Raw genomic sequence first — 18,180 nt, 5'->3', positions numbered from 1 at the left:
CACGGCAACCCATTTCAGCGGCGGGAAAAGGGGAATGATATGCGGGTTCTTTTAATCGAAGACGATAGTGCGACGGCCCAGAGCATCGAGTTGATGCTCAAGTCGGAAAGCTTCAATGTTTATACGACGGATCTGGGCGAAGAGGGTGTCGATCTCGGCAAGCTCTACGACTATGATATCATCCTCCTCGACCTCAACCTGCCGGATATGTCCGGTTATGAAGTCCTGAGGACCCTGCGTCTCTCCAAGGTAAAGACGCCCATCCTGATCCTCTCCGGCATGGCCGGTATCGAGGACAAGGTGCGCGGCCTTGGTTTCGGCGCAGACGACTATATGACCAAGCCTTTCCACAAGGATGAACTGGTCGCCCGCATCCATGCGATCGTTCGCCGTTCGAAGGGCCACGCCCAGTCGGTCATCACGACTGGCGACCTGATCGTCAATCTTGATGCCAAGACAGTCGAAGTCACCGGTCAGCGCGTTCACCTGACGGGCAAGGAATACCAGATGCTGGAGCTGCTTTCGCTCCGCAAGGGTACGACGCTCACCAAGGAAATGTTCCTGAACCACCTTTATGGCGGTATGGATGAGCCTGAACTTAAGATCATTGACGTTTTTATCTGCAAGCTGCGCAAGAAGCTCGACAGTGCTTCCGGTGGTATCAACTACATTGAGACCGTCTGGGGCCGTGGTTATGTACTGCGCGAGCCAGATGCTCAGGATATGCGCGAAATCGCCTGATCTCCTATAACAGGTCAGTCAAACAAAGGCTCCGCCATTGACGGAGCCTTTTGTATTCAGGCCAGATTCAACGTGAATCAGATGGCCATTTCAATCTCGCGGCTGCGGCCAATGCGGGCCATCCACTCGAGATAATTCGGCTCGCGCTTGATCTGCCAAGTATAATGACGGCGGAGTTCATCGACCAGCTTGCCCTTGCGGCCGAGAAGATCATCGGCGTACTGGATCATCAGAGAATTCGGCCAGGCTTGCGGGCGTATCTGTCGCAATCTTTCAAACAGCCGGTCTTCCGAATCGTGCGGATAGGTCTGGGCGAGCAATGAGAGCATGGCCGCCGTCGAGCGCGATATTCCCATGTGGCAATGGATCAGCAGGTGGCCCTCGGCGCCCTCAACCTTTGATTCGGCAAGGCTTTTGCCGAATTTGAGGATTTCCGAAACGTGATCAGGTTGAGGCAGAATCTTGCCTTCATCGGCGTCGATAATGTCGTGAAAGTTCAACGTCGTGCGGTGGTGGGTGCCATAGGCATGAAAGGCTTCGAGTTCCGGCCAGTTCGGATCGAGAATGGAAAGAACGTGGGTAACAGTGCGGCTGCTCTGGGCCGGCAATTCGTCAATGCCGCAAATGGTCAATGTGGAGATGGAGAGAGGTTTCATAGGGAATCGGTAATCCTGATGATTGCGTGGGACCGGCCTCATTGTGGAAGCGTTCAGGGTCGATAGCAAAGATTATCCGGAATTTTCCGACAAATTTACGACGTATGGGGCTGAATCCAACGATGACCGTTCATTTGATCTGCATCAGCTCAATGCGGTTGCCGAAAGGGTCGTTGACGAAACGGCGATCGTATCTCTCAAGCGGCTGGTCCTCGGTAATGGCATAACCTGCCGCTTCCAATGCGCGTGTGAGCGCCGAAAGATCGTCCGTAAGCAAAGCCGGATGTGCCTTTTTTGCAGGCAGGAAGTTCTGCTCGACGCCAAGATGAATCCGCACGTTGCCGATTTGGAACCAGCATCCACCGCGTGCGGCAAGCTGTTCGGGCTTCTGGACCTCGGGAATGCCCAGAAGCCCGTGATAGAATTCCCGGGCCGCCTGTTCTTTGCCCTGCGGCATGGCCAGTTGTATGTGATTAATGCCGGTTATCGCCATCTTCTTGTGCTTTCGGATTTGCTCGTTCCTATCATGCGAGCCTAGCGATGACGCGGCGGGGCGGCAACAGGCGTGAGTCACGTGGTCAGAATGACACTTCCCGTTGTCTTGCCGGCTTCAAGATCTGCTTGTGCCCTGGCTGCATCATGCAATTGGTATTCAGCCCCGATTGGGCTCTCGAGGCCATCCTGCAAGACAGCAAGAAGGGCTTTTGAACCGCGTTCGTAGAAATCCGGATTGTTGACGGAGGCGATGACGCTGGGACGCATGACGGCAATATTGCCCAAATCTTCGATTCGTATCGGGGGAACCGGCCCCGCCGGTTGTCCGATGGAGCCGAGAGTTCCAAAGGGGCGCAGTGTCTTCAATGTTTCCATGAAGAGGGAGCCGCCGATACCGTCTATGGCGAGGTGAACACCCTTTCCGTCGGCGATGTCGCGTGCCCTGTCGATCCATCCCGGCGATTTATACAGCAACACCTCGTCTGCCCCGGTCGCCTTTGCCTGGGCAATCTTGCTTTCCGAGCCCACCGTGCCGATGACGCGGGCACCAAGACGCTTGGCCCAGCGGATAAGTAGCTGGCCGACACCACCTGCGGCCGCGTGCATGAGGATCCACTCATCCCGCTTTATCGCGCGTACCTCGTGCAGAAGCATGTAAGCGGTCAGGCCCCGCAGCAGCGTGCTTGCGGCGACGCGATCCGAAACTGTGTCCGGCAACTTGATCAGGCGTGATTGCGGAATCAGCCGCACTTCCGCATAGCCGCCCAGTGGCATGCCGGCATAGCCGACGCGATCTCCGGGTTGCAGATGGGGAACATTGGTTCCGACAGCTTCGACCTTGCCAGCGCCTTCGAACCCGAGCACGGCTGGCAGGGTTGGCGGCAAATAAAGTCCGTTTCGATAATAGATATCGACAAAATTGACGCCAATCGCCGTTTGGCGGATGCGCACCTCATCTGGTCCCGGTTCCGCCACACTGACATCCCTTGGCTGCAACACTTCGGGGCCGCCATGGCCGGTCATTTCCACAATCAACGACATGATCTTCTCCTTTGGACAGGAGCATTGGAACACGGAACACTCTGTGAGGAAATTCCGTGTTTTATCGCTTCTTCTGTGCAATAATTCACAAATGATCGATTGGCAGGATTTGCATTACTTTTCTGTCCTGGCACGGACCGGCTCGTTGTCTGCAGCTGCCCGTGAGCTTGGTGTTGATCACGCAACGGTCGGGCGCCGCGTGGCATCGCTGGAGCAATCCCTGTCCTTGCATCTCGTTGACCGTTTGCCGCGCCGTTCGCCGCTGACTGCGGAAGGAACAGCCATTGCAGAACTCGTTGCGGAGATGACGAGCCTGTCGCAATCCGTCGAGCGGCGCGCACGCGGTCTGGTTGTCTCGGCGACGGCTACGGTGCGGATCAGCGCGCCACCTGCGGTCGCGGCAAGGCTCATTGCGCCGCACGTGGTGGAATTTCACCGCGAGCATCCTGACATAATGCTGGCACTGGCCGGTGCGGCGCAGAATGCGGCGCTCGACCGCAGCGAAGCTGATCTGGCCGTCCGCATGATAAGGCCGACGGAGAAGGATTTGCTGATCCGGCGGATCGGCGCCATGCGCTTCGCTCTTTATGCCACGCGCGAACAGGCGGAGCGTCCGCCGGCCGCTTTGGCCTTCATCGCCTATGATGCGACGCTGGATCATCTGGCCCAGCAGGTCTGGTTGCGTTCGATCCTTGCAGGCCGCCCCATCATCTTTCAGGCCAGCGACCTGTTTGGCCAGCAAGAGGCAGCGCGCGCTGGTCTGGGAGCAGCGGTGCTTCCCTGTTTCATGGGGGATGGCGACTCCATGCTGGTGAGGCTGCCGGTGGATAAGCCGCCACCGGTCCGTGATCTGTGGCTGACGGCCTATCCGGATGTCAGCCGTTCACCTGCGATGCGGACAGTCATGACGTTTCTTGCCGATATCATCGGCAGGGAATGCCCGATCAGAGCGTCCCGTTCGCCAGAGTAGGTGAAGGCAGGATTCCCGAAATCGATTCACGGTTGAACGGCTTGAGGAGATAACCGGCTGCGCCCGCCCTTTTTGCCCGCATGATCTTCGTGACATCAATTTCCGCGAGGCAGAGATAAACCTTGGCTGCGGCGCCGCCGGGAAGGGCGCGAATCTGGGTGATAATATCGACGGACGGCATATCCGGCAGGGCACAATCCAGAATAATGATGTCAGGCATTTCCACGCTGCAGGCGGAAACCGTCTGGAAGCCGGTGTCGGCAGTCGTAACGACAACATTGTCGCTGGCGAGCAGCCGCGTTGCAACTTTTCGAACGACCGGTGCCCCGTCAACTACCATGCAACGTAACAATGCCAACTCCCCCCGGAATTGCTGCAGGATTGCAGCCGCGCCGGGGAGAAGGGTATCAGGCATTCCATGAAGAAATGCCCAAGGCGGATGGTAAATTTTAGAGCAATTTTTGCCTATTGCGGCCTGATCAGGCGGCCGCAAACACGATTTCTTCCGGCGTGGCATGAATGGAGATCGTCATGCCGGCTTCCTGCGCCAGAAGCAATGTGTAGTAAGGCTGCACCGCATGGGCGTCGATTGGCTCTTCCGGAGTCTTGCCGCTGTGCAGTTCGAGGAACTTTGGCGGAACGCGCAACATCGGACCGCGGGATGTCAAAACAAAACGCGGTTCGGTTTCCGGGGTCTCGAGGGCGACGTTCAATGTGCCGCCGCGCGGCAGGGCCGCATTGCCGATCAGCACGAGATTGAGCAGCAGCTTGACCTTGTTCTTAGGCAGCAGCACGCGGTTGCCCGTCCAGGTGAATTCGGCTTTCTCGCCCTTCATATATTCATTGGCGACATTCTGCGCGTCGCCCGTGTCGATCTGCACGCCGGCGGAACCGGCTGCACCAAAAGCAATGCGGGCAAACTGGAGCCGGGCAGACGCGCTGCGGGCACTCGACTTGATGAGGTTCATCGCATCTTCGTCGGCGCCGCCCTCTTCGAGCAGTTCCAGGCCGTTGTTGATCGCACCCACCGGCGAGATGATGTCGTGGCAGATACGGCTGCTCAGCAGGGCTCCGAGGTCCGTTGCCGAAAGAATGACGGGCAATGTCATAAGAGAGTCTCCTGAAGATTGCTGGCGGTTGGGGTCTGCATATTGAGGTTGAGCCGAATCAGATGTTCATGCCGAATCACTCTGACTGTTGCTGCATTTGGATACATAGCTCAGTCCGCATGGGCAAGAACGACGTCGAAAATGCTCGCTAGCTGCTGAAATCGCTATCTTTTTCTCGTCCTTGGCAAGTCATTGAAATGCCAAGATCGATTCATAAACTTTTATACAAGGTTTAGACCTTTAAATGGTGCTTCAATTGTAAAGCGAACACAAGATTCGCAACTGGCGTCAGACAAAGAAGCGAACAGCCAAAAGGAATTATGATGGCGTCTCTATTCTTGTCTATGAACCGTTTTTTTCTCCTGATCCTGACGATGGTGTCACTCGTTGTCGCGCAACCGCGTATGGCAAGTGCTGCTCAGGACCAGTTCACGATGGACGAGATCGTCAATTCGGGGCAGAGGTTCTTTGGATCGACTTCCGGCGGTTTGGCATCGGCAGTCGAGAAAATCTTCCAGAGCTATGGTTTGCCGAACGGTTATATCCTCGGTGAAGAGGGGTCGGGCGCCATTATTGGCGGACTCACCTATGGTGAAGGCTCGCTTTACACAAAGAATGCGGGCGATCACAAAACATTCTGGCAGGGGCCATCCATCGGATGGGACTTCGGTGGTCAAGGCTCGCGGGTCATGATGCTCGTCTACAATCTCGATGATGTGCAGAACCTGTACGGACGTTTCGTCGGCGTGGCCGGTTCGGCCTATCTCTTCGCGGGCGTTGGCTTCAATGTGCTCAAGCGCAATCAGGTTTTGCTCGTGCCGATCCGCACGGGTGTCGGCGCGCGGCTTGGCGTGAATGTGGGCTACCTCAAGATCACCCAGTCGCCGACCTGGAACCCGTTTTGATCCCTTCATTTTGCTGATCTATAGCTAAGACGCGGAAATCCCTCCGCGTCTTAGTCATTTGATGCCTGACTGCCGTTGTGCCAGATTGAGCCACCAATAGGACCCTTATCGTGATCCAGACTGCGCTTTATTTTGCTCTTGGATTTTTGAGCGCCGTGTTGTTGGCGCTGGTATTCGCGCCCCCTGTCTGGCGTCGCGCCATGCTGCTCACACGGCGCCGGGTTGAGGCGGAAACGCCGCTGACGCTCAACGAGATACAGGCGCAGCGCGATGGTCTGCGCGCCGAACATGCGGTCAGCGAACGCAAGCTGGAAATGACGCTTGGGGAGATGAAGGAAAAGGCAGCGCGCCAATTGGTGGAGTTCAGTGAAAAAGACCGGCAGGTTCGCAGGCTGACAGGCGATCTCACAGTTCGCGACGCTACCATTGCCGAACTGCAGGCTTCGCTTGCCGCGCGCGAGGAAGTGCTGGACAAAGCCGGAAAGGATTTCAGCAGCACCGCACAACTGTTGGAGCAACGTTCGGCGGAACTGGAGCTTTCGCAGCGCCGCCTGACCAGCACCGCAACGAAGGCGGATAGTCTGCAGATCGATGTGGCGGCGCAGAGCACCCGCATCGAAAATCTTTCAGACGAGCTGAAGGAAGCGCGTCAGGCCAGGCGGGACAGCGAAGAGCAGAAACGCAAGCTGGATGCAGAGCTCAAGGCCCTGCAACATTCGTTAGAACAGGAAAAAAGACGTGGCGACGATGCGGAAACACGGGCAAATGCACTTGTGACACAAGACTCGGATAGTGAGGCCGAGCTTTTGCGGCGTGAAAAGGAAATCGAGCGGCTCAATGAGCGTTTGCGCAAGGTGATTGCGGAAGGCCGCAGGCAGGGTGCGGCAGCCACGGAAACGCCCCGTGGCAAACAGGCTCTAGTACAGGCTGAAGAAAGCAAGCTGTTGCGCGAGGAAATGAATACACTCGCCTCACAGGTTGTCGCGATGGTCACCCGGCTTGAGGGACCAGCCTCGCCCGTTCATACGCTTCTGGCTGATACGAAGGACACTTCACTCGTTTATGACGACAGTGGTGAAGCAATAGTCAGCCTCGCAGACCGCATCCGGGCACTGCAAAAGGCTACTTCTGCCATGGGCTCAAACGCCGGAGAACCGGCTAAACCGTGACAGGGCGATTCCCGAAGCAGTGGCAACATTCAAACTGTCGAATGCCTGCGACATCGGAATTCTGACCGTCCGCAGTTTTTGCATCAGTGCTTTCGGCAGGCCTTCTCCCTCCGTGCCCAGCAATAGGGCGGTGCGGGCGCCGGGCTGGGCGGTGTAGATCGTTTCTCTGCCCGACGGGCTCAGCGCATAGATATCAAAGCCAGCCTGCTGCAACTTGCCAACGAGATCTTCAATCGAACCTTCGCGCGCAAACGGGACTTTGAGCGCCGCCCCTACCGAAACCCGGATCGCCTTGCGATAGAGCGGGTCACAGCTGGTTTCGTCCATGAGCAGGCAATCGGCTTCGAAAGCCGCGGCGTTGCGGAAGATCGACCCCATATTGTCATGGTTGGATATGCCGCAAAGGACGACGGCAAGAGATTTTTCCGGTAGCGCGTCAAGCAACTGGCTGGCGGAGCAGGGCGCACTGCGCCGGCCGACGGCAAGTATGCCGCGATGCATGGGGAAGCCGGCAATCGCGTCCATAACCGTGCGGGATACGCTATAAACCGGGACGTCAGCGGGGCAGAGGCCGATTTGCCCAGTCAGTCCCGTCAGCCGGTTTTCCAGAACGAGAAGCGACTCCACAGCAAAACCAGCATTGGCAAGCAGCACGTTGAGCACAACTTTGCCCTCGGCGATGAAGCGACCTTCACGTCCGACCAGATCCCGCTCCCGGACATTGCGATAGGGCGCCAGCCGCATATCCTCGGCATCGTCAATGCGGATGACGCGCTGTTCCAGCCAGCCTTGCTCTTTCGATGGCATCGCCTCAGGCCGTTTCGCTGGGGGTGCCCAAGCCCGTCCGCGCTTCGCCTGCCATGCGAACAAGGCTCATATGCATATCTCTGGCGGAGCCGAGCGGCGTGGAAAACCAGATACGCTGCACGTCATCGCCATCGGCGATGTCAAAACCCTCGGCATCAATACCTGATATATGCCAGCTGCCATCGGGTGCCTTCGCGTAAAACCGCGCATAAAGGGCAATCGCATCGGCATGATCGCCGTTCATGTGTTCCACGGCAGACTTTTCCGCTGTTGCCAGTTCTTGATTGGCAGGATGAAGGCTGAGCAGCTCATCGGCGGCCAATTGGTAAGCCTTGCCAAACCCGCCATTCAGACTTGCGCCAGTGGGTTCCAGACGAAAGAAACGGAAATCCCCCAGTCCAACATAGAGCTTGGCCTTGGGTTGGTGTGAGACGTAGCGCCATTCGAGGCGAGCATGTTCGGCAGTTTCACGGGCAATTTCTTTTGCTTCGGCAAATACAGTGATGCGAGCATGCGCCAGCGGATCACCCTTGCCGACGTCGCCGATCAGAAGTGAGCAACGCGGGTCCGCAATCAGGGCAGGCGTATGAGCGGAAAGGCCCGAGACGAGGATAATGGGTGCGCCATCATGATCGGTGGAAAGGCCGACGCGTGTGGCGATCGGACTGCCGGTCATGGGGTCGAGTGTCGCGATCGCAGCGTAGCGGGCCGTGCGGATCAACGTCTTTGCCAGCCGGATGGCCTCTGCGTCGGTTTCGCGTAATACGTCCTTCTTGTCGGTCACGGCTCATCCCTCGTTGCGTTGAGCGAGAGATAATTGTTCGACCGGTACAGGACAAGTGATTTTCGGAATGTTGCTCCGCCGGAAGAGTGAATCAAAGGAACGTGGCTAAGCGGCGATGGACCTGTTGTCGTTGATGCCGACATCGTTCATGCAATCGGCAAGCAGATCGAGATCGACAGGTCCGATCGTACATAGAACCGGCGCAAATTCTTCAGCAGGAATTTCCAGCGCCATCAATTCGACGAGCGCCTCCATCAGTGCTTCACGCGTATCATATCTTGCGGAATAGCTTGGCATGATTCTGCCTCTCAAGCCGGATCGGTTGTGTAAAACCATACTGTAAATACGGTAAACAAATTCTTAATTTTGCCATTATTGGAAATTTTTTGCTTCTTTTTTGAATAAAATAACGTCATGATTTCAAATAGATGATAGAATGTGGAGACCTGTTAACTCTCTTTGCCATTGTTTGGCCCTAAATCACATCAATCTGTGAGCAACTTCACCAGCAGGAAAAACAGCGATGAGAATTGCTTCGTGATCGGCGCAAGGAAGTGGAAAGCCCCCTCGATTGTGGGTGTTATAGCCGCCATTGGCCTCGTCAGTGGCTGTACCACACAGAATGCCCAGCATGCCGGTAAGGTGAAGGCAAATCTGACAAGCAGCAATACATCAGTCTCCAAGACGTCGAGCTATGCCTATACACCCAAGGACAAGGAATGCCTGGAACGGGCCATGTTCTTTGAGTCCAACCGTTCGAGTCAGGATGGTCTGCTCGCGGTGGGTACAGTGGTAATGAACCGTCTTGATTCCGGCAAATATGCCAACACGATTTGCGGCGTCGTGGGAGAAAAGGGGCAGTTCGCTCCCGGTGTTCTTTCCCGGCCCATGCAGTCAGCCGCACTGCCTGATGTGCAACAGGCAGCAGATGCCGTGCTCAAGGGTCAGCGTCATCCGAAGGTCAAGGAAGCCATGTTCTTCCACACGGCCGGTCTCAGATTTCCCTATCGCAACATGCACTACACAGTTGTTGCTGGCGGAAATGCGTTTTACGAGAAGCGGGATCGGTATAATACCCCGGATTTGGGTAACAAGGTGGCCAGCGTTGCGATTGCCAACGCTTATATTGCCAGTATGAGAAATACGAATCCGGCTGCGGTCAGCAACATTATGGTGGCCAGTGCAGAGCCGGCGGCGCCCGCTGTAATGTCCGGACGTGTTACCAATAAGCCTTTTGCCGTGGCGCAGAACCAGACTGCTCCGGAACCAGCACCCCAGCAGTTGGCCTTTGCCAATATCGCTGTGCCGGTTGATCCGCCAGCGCCTGCCATGGTTTACACGGCACCGGCTCAGGCTTCGACACGAACCGCGGCGGCCGTGCCGCAGTCGGCAGAGCAGGCTGTGCTTGCCTTTGAAGCACCAAAGAGCAAATCGGTCGATGCGATCGGGCAGATGCTGCTCGCGCAGGATCGTCCAGGCTCCCGCAACTAAGAAATGAACGTGTGTGCGCCGTGAAAGCGGCGCTCTTCACATGCGATTATGGCACCAGGTAATGCTGCGACCACTCGTCGTGTGGAACGATCTGTCCGATTGCATACTGAAATGTCAGCACGGTCATATGATCGGGCGACGTCGTGCATGTGTAGGAGAGGTGGTACCATTCTCCCTTGCTGCGAAAAGCAGCGCCGGTGGATTGGATTTTATCCCCGGTCACCTTGGGCTCCTTGAAGGCATAAGCAACAAGTTCGTCTGGCACCAGCTTGACGGGGTCATGGTGAATGCGCTCCATTGCTTCAAGATCGCAACGCTGTTCCAGGCGCGTTTCCGGGCTCAAGCCCTCAAGTTCCTCGGCTTCCTTTGAATCCATGGCTTTGGATGGAGTTGCCATGGCAACAGTCAACAAAAGCATGGCCAGAACTGATTTCATCTACGCAGAGCTCTCTGAAATGTGGGCAGAAATATAATATATCATACCGCGTCCCGCGGACGGCTTCTTGGTCATACATGGCCGTTGGTACCACAGCCCAAAACGTCGCATAAATGCCTCCCGGAATGGGACGAAATTATGGAAACAGGCGGGGTAATCCACAGTGGTAAAGCGGTCGTGATGTTGAATTCACACTGGCTTCTTCGCGGGTGGTTTCTTGTCCCCGTTCACTTCGATGTAAGCATAGATATAGGCAAATGACGGCAGCGCGCGATTGGAAGGTTCGACAAGGCCTGCAACGCTTCCCAATGAGGCAGCATAATTGTTGCAGTTGAAGCCGAACATCGTCCACAGCGGCGGGTTGGCCAGGTTCGCGCGTACCTTGCCGAGAAGACGCTGGTACTGGGCTTCTGTCAGGGAAACGCGATAGGCAGCACCGGTGGAGAAATTGCAGTCCGCATAGCTCGGTTTCAGCTCGGCGGGCATGGGGATGATGGCTCCGCCATAGAGACCGATCAGACTGCCTTTGGGGAAGAGGCCATTGTATTGACGGGTTACAGGATTGCCGTTTGCATCGAGCCTGCCGAACACGACGTACATATGACCGCTCGGAATGCCCGGTGACAGACGCTGCCGGAATTCGATGTAGGCGGGATCACCCGGTTTGGTCCGGTTGGCCGTCAACTTCGCTGCAGAGCCTTTAACGCTTCCATGAGACGCGCAGGTCAGTTCCGGAATTTCCGCGGCATAGGCAGACGGTGTAACGGAAACATCGGATTCCGGCGCCGACTGGCAGGCGGTGAGCGAGACTGCGAAGGCTGATGCCAGCAGCACCTTGAACGGCATGGAAGCGGTTGAAGCAATATTCAGCAAGGCAATTCTCTTTTCAATCCTGTGATGACTTCACCATACGTTATGGATCAGCTTTCAATAGACGAATGGCAGCACGCGCCACGTGCTGGCGCGATACCGACGATAATCCTCCCCGAAGGCTTCTTCCATCATCCGCTCCTCTGCGCCTATTCTCAAGAAGAACAGGAAACCGAACCCCGCCAGACCTGAAAGACCGGCAATATAATTGGGCAAAAGCAAGGCTTGGGTCAATGCCATGAGCCAGAAGGCGGAATACATCGGGTGTCGCAGGCGCTTGTAGATACCTGTCGTGATGAGTTTGTGATCTTGCTTCAATTGGAGCGACACAGACCACATCTGGCCCAGCGCCTTGTGTGTCAGACGAAAAAGTGCAAGCGCGACCAGGCCGGTCAGAACGCCAAGGGCCAGAAGGATGGGGCTTGGGGTGTATGATGCAATTCGCAGTTGTCCTGTTGCCACATAAACCGCCGGTATAACGCCAAGCCCGATCAGGGATATGGCGAGCCGGATCGTATCGGCACCCTTTCTGCGGTCGACGGTGAGTTTGGCGCGGCGTGCGCGCCTGTCGAACGGGCGGCGCAATAGATACCAGGCCACGATAAAGAGGACCCAAAGGGCCTTTCCAGCAACGACAAGCGAAATCATACGGCGGCAGTTTCAGGTATTTTCATGGATGAAGAGGCATGGGCGGTGCATTCGCATGCCAGACCGCCGCTCGTGGCGACGTCGGAAAAAGACTCGGGTCCGCACAATATCGCGTGCCATGAATAAGCCGTGCGTTTTTCGACACCATAGACAAACTGCCGGTGCACGCGGAAAAAATTATGTCGAATGGCCTTGTAGGTTTCATCACACAACTGGTGGCGGAAACGAACCCTGACAAGAACAGGGGATTCCGCGTCAGAAATATTCAGGTCTCTCACCGGATTGGATTTGTAGAAGTTCATGGGATCTGTCAGCGATTGCGCATCGACCCAGACCGCCCGACTGCGCGCAACAGTTTCGACACTTGTGCGCAACGCCTTGGCTGCAGGGTGCAGCGCAATCTTAAGAAGGCTCGAACCCACGGTGAGCAAACCGTAGCGCCTAGAATTGTTCTTGCGCAGTGCTTCGTCGAGAATCTGCAAGGCGCAAATTGCACCCATGCTGTGGGCAGCCACGACAACTTCGGTCGTTGCCGGCGCGCGACTGATACGGTCGGCAGCGTTGGCAATCACGTGTTGCAGCTTGGCTGTAATATCGGGGCGCCGATCCCGCGCCATATCGCGTGCAAAGGTCCAGTCGTCCATGATCAGAAGAAAATGCATCCTTTGCGCCGCCAGCACCAATAATGCCAGCGCCGTGATGATTACAACCGTGATGGATGCTGTTGGATCGCCGGTGAGCTTTTGGGCAATTCCTCCCGCACCGAAGGAAAGGCCGACAATGGAGCCCATGATGACGAGGGGATAGAGGAAGAAAAGTGCGTAGCGCCAGCTGGTCGAGATAAAGCGGAAGAACGTGCCTGTAAAAATGAAGTCGATAAGCGCGACAATTCCGCTCAGAATCCGAACGAAAGGATTTCTGGAGGCATAGAAAAGATTGATATCGCCGAGGCCGTAAAGAACAAAATCGGTCTGTGCCGACCAGTTCGTTCCCGCTGTTTTCAGACGAAACTCGCCGATACTGACGGTATCTTCCGTAGACGAAACTTTCAGCGCACCATCTTCAATCAATGCCATGTCATAGACAGGCGCTGTCTTGGTTGCTTCTCTCAGGAAGCGCCGATGATGGGCCTCCACCGGCATATGTTCAAAGCCCGGCAATAAAACGACCAAGCGATTGATAACGGACATCTGCCACCTTTCCAGGTTCTGATTGCGGTGTTGTCAGCGCTCTCAGCTATATCTAGCCAAAAAGGAATTTAGATGACCGACGTTAACAGAACGTGGTCAATACCAAAGGGTTGCAATGACTATTGGTCGCATCGCAACCTTGCGGTTTATTCGCATTTTGCTTGAACCTGTTCAATCTATCTTATTTAGGCGCCATACGTATTGCGCCGTCAAGACGAATAGTTTCGCCGTTGAGCATCGGGTTCTCGATAATATGCAGCGCCAGGGCGGCATATTCTTCCGGTTTTCCAAGCCGGGAAGGGAATGGAATGGATGCCGCGAGCGAATCCTGAACCTCCTGCGGCATGGCCAGCAGCATCGGCGTTCCAAAGATACCGGGCGCGATCGACATGACGCGGATACCGAAACGCGCAAGTTCGCGGGCCGCCGGCAATGTCAGACCGGCAATGCCAGCCTTTGAGGAAGCGTAGGCGGCCTGGCCGATCTGACCGTCGAAGGCCGCAACCGACGCAGTCGAAATAATGACGCCGCGCTCGCCGGTATCGAGCGGTTCAAGTTTGGATGCAGCATCACCGACAAGCCGAAGCATGTTGAACGACCCGATAAGATTGACCTCGATCACACGGCGGTACAGCTCAAGATCATGGGGGCCATCGCGGCCAACGATCCGTCCGGCATTGGCGATACCGGCGCAGTTGACGAGAATTCGCGCTGTGCCAAGCTTGTCTGCAACGTGGGTGACAGCCTGCTGCGCATCGTCGGCACTGGAGACATTACAGGCGACGGCCAAGCCGCCGATGGCATCAGCCACTTTTTGCGCTGCATCAAGATTGATATCGAAAAGTGCAACTTTCGCGCCCTTTTCTGCCAATGCGCGCGCTGTTGCAGCTCCCAAACCCGATCCGCCGCCCGTTACAATCGCTGTTTGACCCTGAATGTTCACAATGCGTCTCCTCGCTGGTTTTCACGTCTTCTGGCATGAGTTCGGCCCTTGATCCAGCCGATATTGCGCGCTCAGAGAGCAAAGAGTGCCTGGAAGGCAAGATTGTATCGATTTGAAAACGAAGCATAGCAAAAGTTATGGACGGCTCATTTAGTGAATTTCGCTATTTTTGTGGCTTTGTTGAAAAATTTCCCCAGAATCTTCCATTCTTCACTGGCTGGAAGGTTGACTGCGAATAAATCTGCTTGCATTGCGACATTGCAAAGGCTTCCATGCAACCTCGGTTGCGGGCAAGGGGGCCGGCAACACAAAAAACCTCTGAAGGTGGAAAAATGAAGACCTACAAGAAACTCCTTGCGGCGACAGCGCTTGCAATGTTGACGGGTGGGCTGATGGCAGGTGGAGCCTCAGCTAAATCTCTCGTGTTCTGCTCTGAAGCTGCTCCTGGCGGTTTCGATCCCGCGCTTTATACCGGCGGTGAAACGCTCGATGCGACTGGACAGGCTGTTTTCAACAAGCTTGTTGAATTCAAGCTGGGTACATCCGAAGTCGAGCCGAGCCTGGCAACGAGCTGGACGATTTCCGACGATGGCCTTGAATACACGTTCAAGCTGCGTCCGGGCGTGAAGTTCCAGACAACCAGCTATTTCACGCCAACGCGCGATATGAATGCTGATGACGTTGTTTTCTCCTTTGAGCGTCAGAAAGAGGGCAGCCCTTGGGCCAAGTATGTCGAAGGTGCTTCCTACGAGTACTTCGAAGGCATGGATTTCCCCAAGCTGGTCAAGGAAGTCAAGAAAGTTGACGATCTGACAGTCAAGATCGTGCTGACCAAGCCAAATGCGCCAATGATCGCCAATCTGGCAATGGATTTCTCGTCCATTGTTTCCAAGGAATACGCCGATAAGCTGGCTGCTGACGGCACCCTCGGCAAGTTCAACGAACAACCCGTCGGTACAGGCCCGTTCCAGTTTGTTGATTACCAGTTGAATACGGCCATCCGCTACGAAGCCAACCCGAGCTATTTCAAGGGCAAGGTCAAGCTTGATAATCTGATTTTCGCCGTGACAACCGATGCGGCTGTCCGCGTACAGAAGATCAAGGCCGGCGAATGCAACATCACCATCTATCCGGATCCGGCTGATGTTAAGGGCCTCAAGGAAGATGCCAACCTGACGGTCATCCAGAAGCCGGGCCTGAACGTTTCAACGCTTGCCTACAACACGACCCAGGCGCCGTTCGACAAGGCTGAAGTGCGCAAGGCGCTCAATCAGGCCATCGACAAGAAGGCCATTGTTGACGCTGTATACCTTGGTCAGGGCACACCTGCAGTCAATCCGATCCCGCCGACAATGTGGTCGTACGACAAGGCGATCAAGGATGACGAGTACAATCCTGAAGCAGCCAAGAAAGCCCTCGAAAAGGCCGGCGTCAAAGATCTGTCGATGAAGATCTGGGCAATGCCGGTTGCGCGCCCCTACATGCCAAACGGCCGCCGCACTGCAGAACTCCTGCAGTCCGATTTTGCCAAGGTCGGCGTCAAGGTTGAGATCGTCAGCTACGATTGGCAGGAATATCTGAAGCGCGCTTCGGATCCAAAGCATGATGGTGCCGTCATCATCGGCTGGACAGGTGACAATGGTGATCCGGACAACTTCCTTGCAACTCTGTTGTCCTGCCAGGCTGTCGGCAGCTCGAACCGCGCTGCATGGTGCAACAAGGAATTCACGGACCTGATCAACAAGGCTGCCGTGGTTTCCGATCCTGCTGAGCGCACCAAGCTTTATGAAGAAGCACAGGTTGTGTTCAAGCGTGAAGCACCATGGGCAACTTTGGCACACTCGCTGGTAACCGACGTTACGACAAAGAACGTAACCGGCTACGTGCAGAGCGCCTTCGGTGTTCATAACTTCGCCGATGTCGACATCACCGAGTAATTCACTCCTCGCGGTACCGGCTTCAGCCGGTACCGCTTTTTATTAGGTTACCATGTTCCGATACATCGCTTCACGAGTGCTGCTGCTGATCCCGACTTTTATCGGCATCAGCTTTGTGGCTTTTATCTTCATTCGCCTGCTTCCCGGCGATCCCGTTATTGCGCTTGCAGGCGAGCGCGGCATGACGCCGGAGCGTCACCAGCTGCTCATGGAACAGTTTGGCTTCAACAGGCCGATCTGGGAGCAGTATTTCTCGTTCCTCTGGAATATCTTTCATGGGGATTTCGGCACGTCGATCGCCAGCAAACGCGCGGTCCTTGCCGACTTTCTGGCTCTCTTCCCTGCGACGCTTGAACTGAGTATCTGCGCCATGCTGTTTGCCATTATCATCGGCATTCCCGCTGGTATTTTTGCAGCCGTCAAGCGCGGTTCGATCTTTGACCAGCTGAGCATGGGCATTGCACTGGTCGGCTATTCCATGCCGATTTTCTGGTGGGGTATCCTGCTTATCATCCTGTTTGCGGGTATCCTGCATTGGACACCCGTTTCGGGCCGAATGGATCTGATCTATTTCTTCAAGCCTACGACCGGTTTCATGCTGATCGACAGCCTTATTTCCGGCCCCAAGGGCGCATTCAAGTCCGCATTCTCGCATCTCATTCTGCCAACGATCGTGCTGGGAACAATTCCGCTGGCGGTTATTGCCCGGCAAACGCGCTCGGCCATGCTTGAAGTGCTGGGAGAGGATTATGTTCGTACGGCGCGTGCCAAGGGTCTCGCTCCGAAGCGCGTCATCGGTATTCATGCCCTGCGTAATGCCATGATCCCCGTCATTACGACGATCGGTCTGCAGATGGGCCTGCTGATGGCAGGTGCTATCCTGACGGAGACGATCTTCTCCTGGCCGGGCATCGGCAAATGGATGATCGATGCTATCGCAAAGCGCGATTACGTCGTCGTTCAGGGTGGCCTTATGCTGGTCGCGCTGATCGTCATGACCGTCAATTTGATTGTCGATCTGCTCTATGCGGTCGTCAACCCGCGTATCCGCGTAAAGTGAGGAACTGTGACTAACGAAGTTTCCCCTCCCGTACCGCTTGCTGTCGCCCCGAAAGAGGGTCGCATGAGCCGGTTCACGGAATTCTGGTTCTATTTCAGCGTTAATAAGGGCGCTGTGGTCGGCTTTGTTGTTTTGCTCTTTCTATTGCTGGTTGCAGTCTTTGGACCGTTCATCGCCCCGCATGCGCCCTATGAGCAATATCGTGAAGCACTGCTGACGCCACCCGCATGGCAGGAAGGCGGTAATTCGTCATTCCTGCTGGGTACAGATGCCGTTGGCCGCGATCTCCTGTCGCGTCTGATCTATGGCGCGCGCTTTTCCCTGTTCATCGGTTTGATCGTCGTCGCCATCTCGATGGTGACGGGCGTGATCCTGGGCGTTCTCGCCGGTTATTTCCGTGGATGGGTCGATGCGCTGATCATGCGCATCATGGACATTATCCTTGCCTTTCCACCACTGCTTCTGGCGCTGGTGCTTGTTGCAATTCTCGGACCGGGCCTGTTCAACGCCATGATTGCAATCGCGCTGGTTCTGCAACCGCACTTTGCGCGTCTGACGCGTGCAGCTGTCATGAGCGAAAAGAACCGTGAGTACGTGATTGCAGCCAAGCTTGCCGGCGCTGGCCATATACGCCTGATGTTCAAGACAATTCTGCCGAATTGTCTGGCACCGCTGATCGTGCAGGGAACACTGTCCTTCTCGAATGCGATTCTTGAAGCTGCGGCTCTGGGTTTCCTCGGCATGGGTGCACAGCCGCCAACACCGGAATGGGGCACGATGCTGGCAGAGGCACGTGAATTCATCCTGCGTGCCTGGTGGGTTGTTACTTTCCCCGGTCTTGCGATTCTGATCACCGTGCTTGCGATCAACCTTGTTGGTGATGGTCTGCGCGATGCCCTCGATCCCAAACTGAAGAGGAGCTGAGATC

General features: G+C 55.7%; 21 protein-coding genes. 8 read left to right on the top strand and 13 right to left on the bottom strand.

All coding sequences use genetic code 11. The features are described from left to right. The first annotated feature begins 39 nt into the window (after window positions 1-39). On the top strand, window positions 40-741 hold the full coding sequence (ctrA, locus tag FHW16_RS21110; RefSeq protein ID WP_182551256.1) for a response regulator transcription factor CtrA: 702 nt from the start codon (window positions 40-42) through the stop codon (window positions 739-741). Between the two features lie 77 nt (window positions 742-818). Here the strand turns inward: ctrA and FHW16_RS21105 are convergent, their stop codons facing one another. The 3 genes from FHW16_RS21105 to FHW16_RS21095 all read right to left on the bottom strand — a co-directional run bounded on the left by FHW16_RS21105 (window position 819) and on the right by FHW16_RS21095 (window position 2,933). Further along, window positions 819-1,397 (bottom strand): tyrosine phosphatase family protein, encoded by a 579-nt coding sequence (locus FHW16_RS21105; RefSeq protein ID WP_182551255.1) that lies wholly within the window; start codon window positions 1,395-1,397, stop codon window positions 819-821. A gap of 130 nt (window positions 1,398-1,527) precedes the next feature. Next, window positions 1,528-1,890, bottom strand: a complete 363-nt coding sequence (locus tag FHW16_RS21100) for a VOC family protein (RefSeq protein WP_182551254.1) — start codon at window positions 1,888-1,890, stop codon at window positions 1,528-1,530. 77 nt (window positions 1,891-1,967) lie between these two features. After that, window positions 1,968-2,933 carry a quinone oxidoreductase family protein gene (locus FHW16_RS21095; protein ID WP_182551253.1) on the bottom strand — a complete coding sequence of 322 codons (966 nt, stop codon included), beginning with the start codon at window positions 2,931-2,933 and terminating at the stop codon, window positions 1,968-1,970. A gap of 91 nt (window positions 2,934-3,024) precedes the next feature. On the opposite strand from FHW16_RS21095, the gene FHW16_RS21090 reads away from it, so the two are divergent. Beyond that, window positions 3,025-3,903, top strand: a complete 879-nt coding sequence (locus tag FHW16_RS21090) for a LysR family transcriptional regulator (protein WP_182551252.1) — start codon at window positions 3,025-3,027, stop codon at window positions 3,901-3,903. Here FHW16_RS21090 and FHW16_RS21085 read toward each other — a convergent pair. Both FHW16_RS21085 and chpT read right to left on the bottom strand, forming a co-directional pair. Further along, on the bottom strand, window positions 3,878-4,318 hold the full coding sequence (locus FHW16_RS21085) for a response regulator (RefSeq protein WP_246711877.1): 441 nt from the start codon (window positions 4,316-4,318) through the stop codon (window positions 3,878-3,880). The genes FHW16_RS21090 and FHW16_RS21085 overlap by 26 nt on opposite strands. Window positions 4,319-4,382: 64 nt before the next feature. After that, window positions 4,383-5,012: a histidine phosphotransferase ChpT gene (chpT, locus tag FHW16_RS21080; RefSeq protein WP_182551251.1), complete on the bottom strand. Its 630-nt coding sequence runs from the start codon at window positions 5,010-5,012 to the stop codon at window positions 4,383-4,385. Between the two features lie 374 nt (window positions 5,013-5,386). Here chpT and FHW16_RS21075 point away from each other — a divergent pair, with 374 nt between their 5' ends. After that, window positions 5,387-5,917, top strand: a complete 531-nt coding sequence (locus FHW16_RS21075) for a DUF1134 domain-containing protein (RefSeq protein WP_246711885.1) — start codon at window positions 5,387-5,389, stop codon at window positions 5,915-5,917. A gap of 110 nt (window positions 5,918-6,027) precedes the next feature. Next, window positions 6,028-7,086, top strand: coding sequence for a hypothetical protein (locus FHW16_RS21070; protein ID WP_182551249.1), 1,059 nt, complete (start codon window positions 6,028-6,030; stop codon window positions 7,084-7,086). Here the strand turns inward: FHW16_RS21070 and FHW16_RS21065 are convergent. From FHW16_RS21065 to FHW16_RS21055, 3 genes are all read right to left on the bottom strand, one after another. Next, complete coding sequence (locus FHW16_RS21065; protein WP_182551248.1) at window positions 7,057-7,893, bottom strand: TrmH family RNA methyltransferase; 837 nt, start codon at window positions 7,891-7,893, stop codon at window positions 7,057-7,059. The two genes, FHW16_RS21070 and FHW16_RS21065, sit on opposite strands and share 30 nt — an antisense overlap. A gap of 4 nt (window positions 7,894-7,897) precedes the next feature. Beyond that, window positions 7,898-8,677: a DUF2470 domain-containing protein gene (locus FHW16_RS21060; RefSeq protein WP_182551247.1), complete on the bottom strand. Its 780-nt coding sequence runs from the start codon at window positions 8,675-8,677 to the stop codon at window positions 7,898-7,900. A 105-nt stretch (window positions 8,678-8,782) separates the two neighbouring features. After that, window positions 8,783-8,974, bottom strand: a complete 192-nt coding sequence (locus FHW16_RS21055) for a hypothetical protein (RefSeq protein ID WP_182551246.1) — start codon at window positions 8,972-8,974, stop codon at window positions 8,783-8,785. 240 nt (window positions 8,975-9,214) lie between these two features. Here FHW16_RS21055 and FHW16_RS21050 point away from each other — a divergent pair, with 240 nt between their 5' ends. Continuing rightward, a complete protein-coding gene (locus FHW16_RS21050) occupies window positions 9,215-10,168 on the top strand; it encodes a cell wall hydrolase (protein ID WP_182551245.1) in 954 nt (317 codons plus the stop codon). Window positions 10,169-10,214: 46 nt separating this feature from the next. Here FHW16_RS21050 and FHW16_RS21045 read toward each other — a convergent pair whose 3' ends face one another. The 5 genes from FHW16_RS21045 to FHW16_RS21025 all read right to left on the bottom strand — a co-directional run bounded on the left by FHW16_RS21045 (window position 10,215) and on the right by FHW16_RS21025 (window position 14,255). Beyond that, a complete protein-coding gene (locus FHW16_RS21045) occupies window positions 10,215-10,604 on the bottom strand; it encodes a DUF930 domain-containing protein (protein ID WP_182551244.1) in 390 nt (129 codons plus the stop codon). Between the two features lie 189 nt (window positions 10,605-10,793). Continuing rightward, a complete protein-coding gene (locus FHW16_RS21040; protein WP_182551243.1) occupies window positions 10,794-11,477 on the bottom strand; it encodes a hypothetical protein in 684 nt (227 codons plus the stop codon). A 54-nt stretch (window positions 11,478-11,531) separates the two neighbouring features. After that, on the bottom strand, window positions 11,532-12,122 hold the full coding sequence (locus FHW16_RS21035) for a protein-S-isoprenylcysteine O-methyltransferase (protein ID WP_182551242.1): 591 nt from the start codon (window positions 12,120-12,122) through the stop codon (window positions 11,532-11,534). Then, the gene (locus FHW16_RS21030) at window positions 12,119-13,312 is read right to left on the bottom strand and encodes a hypothetical protein (RefSeq protein WP_182551241.1); all 1,194 of its coding nucleotides are present in this window, start codon (window positions 13,310-13,312) and stop codon (window positions 12,119-12,121) included. Before FHW16_RS21030 ends, FHW16_RS21035 begins: the two co-directional genes overlap by 4 nt. Window positions 13,313-13,493: 181 nt before the next feature. Continuing rightward, window positions 13,494-14,255, bottom strand: coding sequence for an SDR family NAD(P)-dependent oxidoreductase (locus FHW16_RS21025; RefSeq protein WP_182551240.1), 762 nt, complete (start codon window positions 14,253-14,255; stop codon window positions 13,494-13,496). A gap of 332 nt (window positions 14,256-14,587) precedes the next feature. Between FHW16_RS21025 and FHW16_RS21020 the strand changes: the two genes are divergently transcribed. The 3 genes from FHW16_RS21020 to FHW16_RS21010 all read left to right on the top strand — a co-directional run bounded on the left by FHW16_RS21020 (window position 14,588) and on the right by FHW16_RS21010 (window position 18,176). After that, window positions 14,588-16,192 carry an ABC transporter substrate-binding protein gene (locus FHW16_RS21020; RefSeq protein WP_182551239.1) on the top strand — a complete coding sequence of 535 codons (1,605 nt, stop codon included), beginning with the start codon at window positions 14,588-14,590 and terminating at the stop codon, window positions 16,190-16,192. Window positions 16,193-16,244: 52 nt separating this feature from the next. Beyond that, a complete protein-coding gene (locus FHW16_RS21015; protein ID WP_182551238.1) occupies window positions 16,245-17,252 on the top strand; it encodes an ABC transporter permease subunit in 1,008 nt (335 codons plus the stop codon). 63 nt (window positions 17,253-17,315) lie between these two features. Beyond that, window positions 17,316-18,176 (top strand): ABC transporter permease subunit, encoded by an 861-nt coding sequence (locus FHW16_RS21010; RefSeq protein ID WP_182551237.1) that lies wholly within the window; start codon window positions 17,316-17,318, stop codon window positions 18,174-18,176. The last annotated feature ends 4 nt before the right edge of the window (window positions 18,177-18,180 follow it).

This window comes from Phyllobacterium myrsinacearum (assembly GCF_014138285.1).
GTDB lineage: Bacteria > Pseudomonadota > Alphaproteobacteria > Rhizobiales > Rhizobiaceae > Phyllobacterium > Phyllobacterium myrsinacearum_A.
Note: the sequence above shows the minus strand (reverse complement) of the source record. Positions and strands in the feature narration are given on the sequence as shown.

Excerpts from the sequence above, each read along its gene's own strand:
- ctrA (WP_182551256.1), top strand. The coding sequence starts at position 40 with ATGCGGGTTCTTTTAATCGAAGACGATAGTGCGACGGCCCAGAGCATC.
- FHW16_RS21105 (WP_182551255.1), bottom strand. The coding sequence starts at position 1,397 with ATGAAACCTCTCTCCATCTCCACATTGACCATTTGCGGCATTGACGAA.
- FHW16_RS21100 (WP_182551254.1), bottom strand. The coding sequence starts at position 1,890 with ATGGCGATAACCGGCATTAATCACATACAACTGGCCATGCCGCAGGGC.
- FHW16_RS21095 (WP_182551253.1), bottom strand. The coding sequence starts at position 2,933 with ATGTCGTTGATTGTGGAAATGACCGGCCATGGCGGCCCCGAAGTGTTG.
- FHW16_RS21090 (WP_182551252.1), top strand. The coding sequence starts at position 3,025 with ATGATCGATTGGCAGGATTTGCATTACTTTTCTGTCCTGGCACGGACC.
- FHW16_RS21085 (WP_246711877.1), bottom strand. The coding sequence starts at position 4,318 with ATGCCTGATACCCTTCTCCCCGGCGCGGCTGCAATCCTGCAGCAATTC.
- chpT (WP_182551251.1), bottom strand. The coding sequence starts at position 5,012 with ATGACATTGCCCGTCATTCTTTCGGCAACGGACCTCGGAGCCCTGCTG.
- FHW16_RS21075 (WP_246711885.1), top strand. The coding sequence starts at position 5,387 with ATGGTGTCACTCGTTGTCGCGCAACCGCGTATGGCAAGTGCTGCTCAG.
- FHW16_RS21065 (WP_182551248.1), bottom strand. The coding sequence starts at position 7,893 with ATGCCATCGAAAGAGCAAGGCTGGCTGGAACAGCGCGTCATCCGCATT.
- FHW16_RS21055 (WP_182551246.1), bottom strand. The coding sequence starts at position 8,974 with ATGCCAAGCTATTCCGCAAGATATGATACGCGTGAAGCACTGATGGAG.
- FHW16_RS21045 (WP_182551244.1), bottom strand. The coding sequence starts at position 10,604 with ATGAAATCAGTTCTGGCCATGCTTTTGTTGACTGTTGCCATGGCAACT.
- FHW16_RS21035 (WP_182551242.1), bottom strand. The coding sequence starts at position 12,122 with ATGATTTCGCTTGTCGTTGCTGGAAAGGCCCTTTGGGTCCTCTTTATC.
- FHW16_RS21030 (WP_182551241.1), bottom strand. The coding sequence starts at position 13,312 with ATGTCCGTTATCAATCGCTTGGTCGTTTTATTGCCGGGCTTTGAACAT.
- FHW16_RS21020 (WP_182551239.1), top strand. The coding sequence starts at position 14,588 with ATGAAGACCTACAAGAAACTCCTTGCGGCGACAGCGCTTGCAATGTTG.
- FHW16_RS21015 (WP_182551238.1), top strand. The coding sequence starts at position 16,245 with ATGTTCCGATACATCGCTTCACGAGTGCTGCTGCTGATCCCGACTTTT.
- FHW16_RS21010 (WP_182551237.1), top strand. The coding sequence starts at position 17,316 with ATGAGCCGGTTCACGGAATTCTGGTTCTATTTCAGCGTTAATAAGGGC.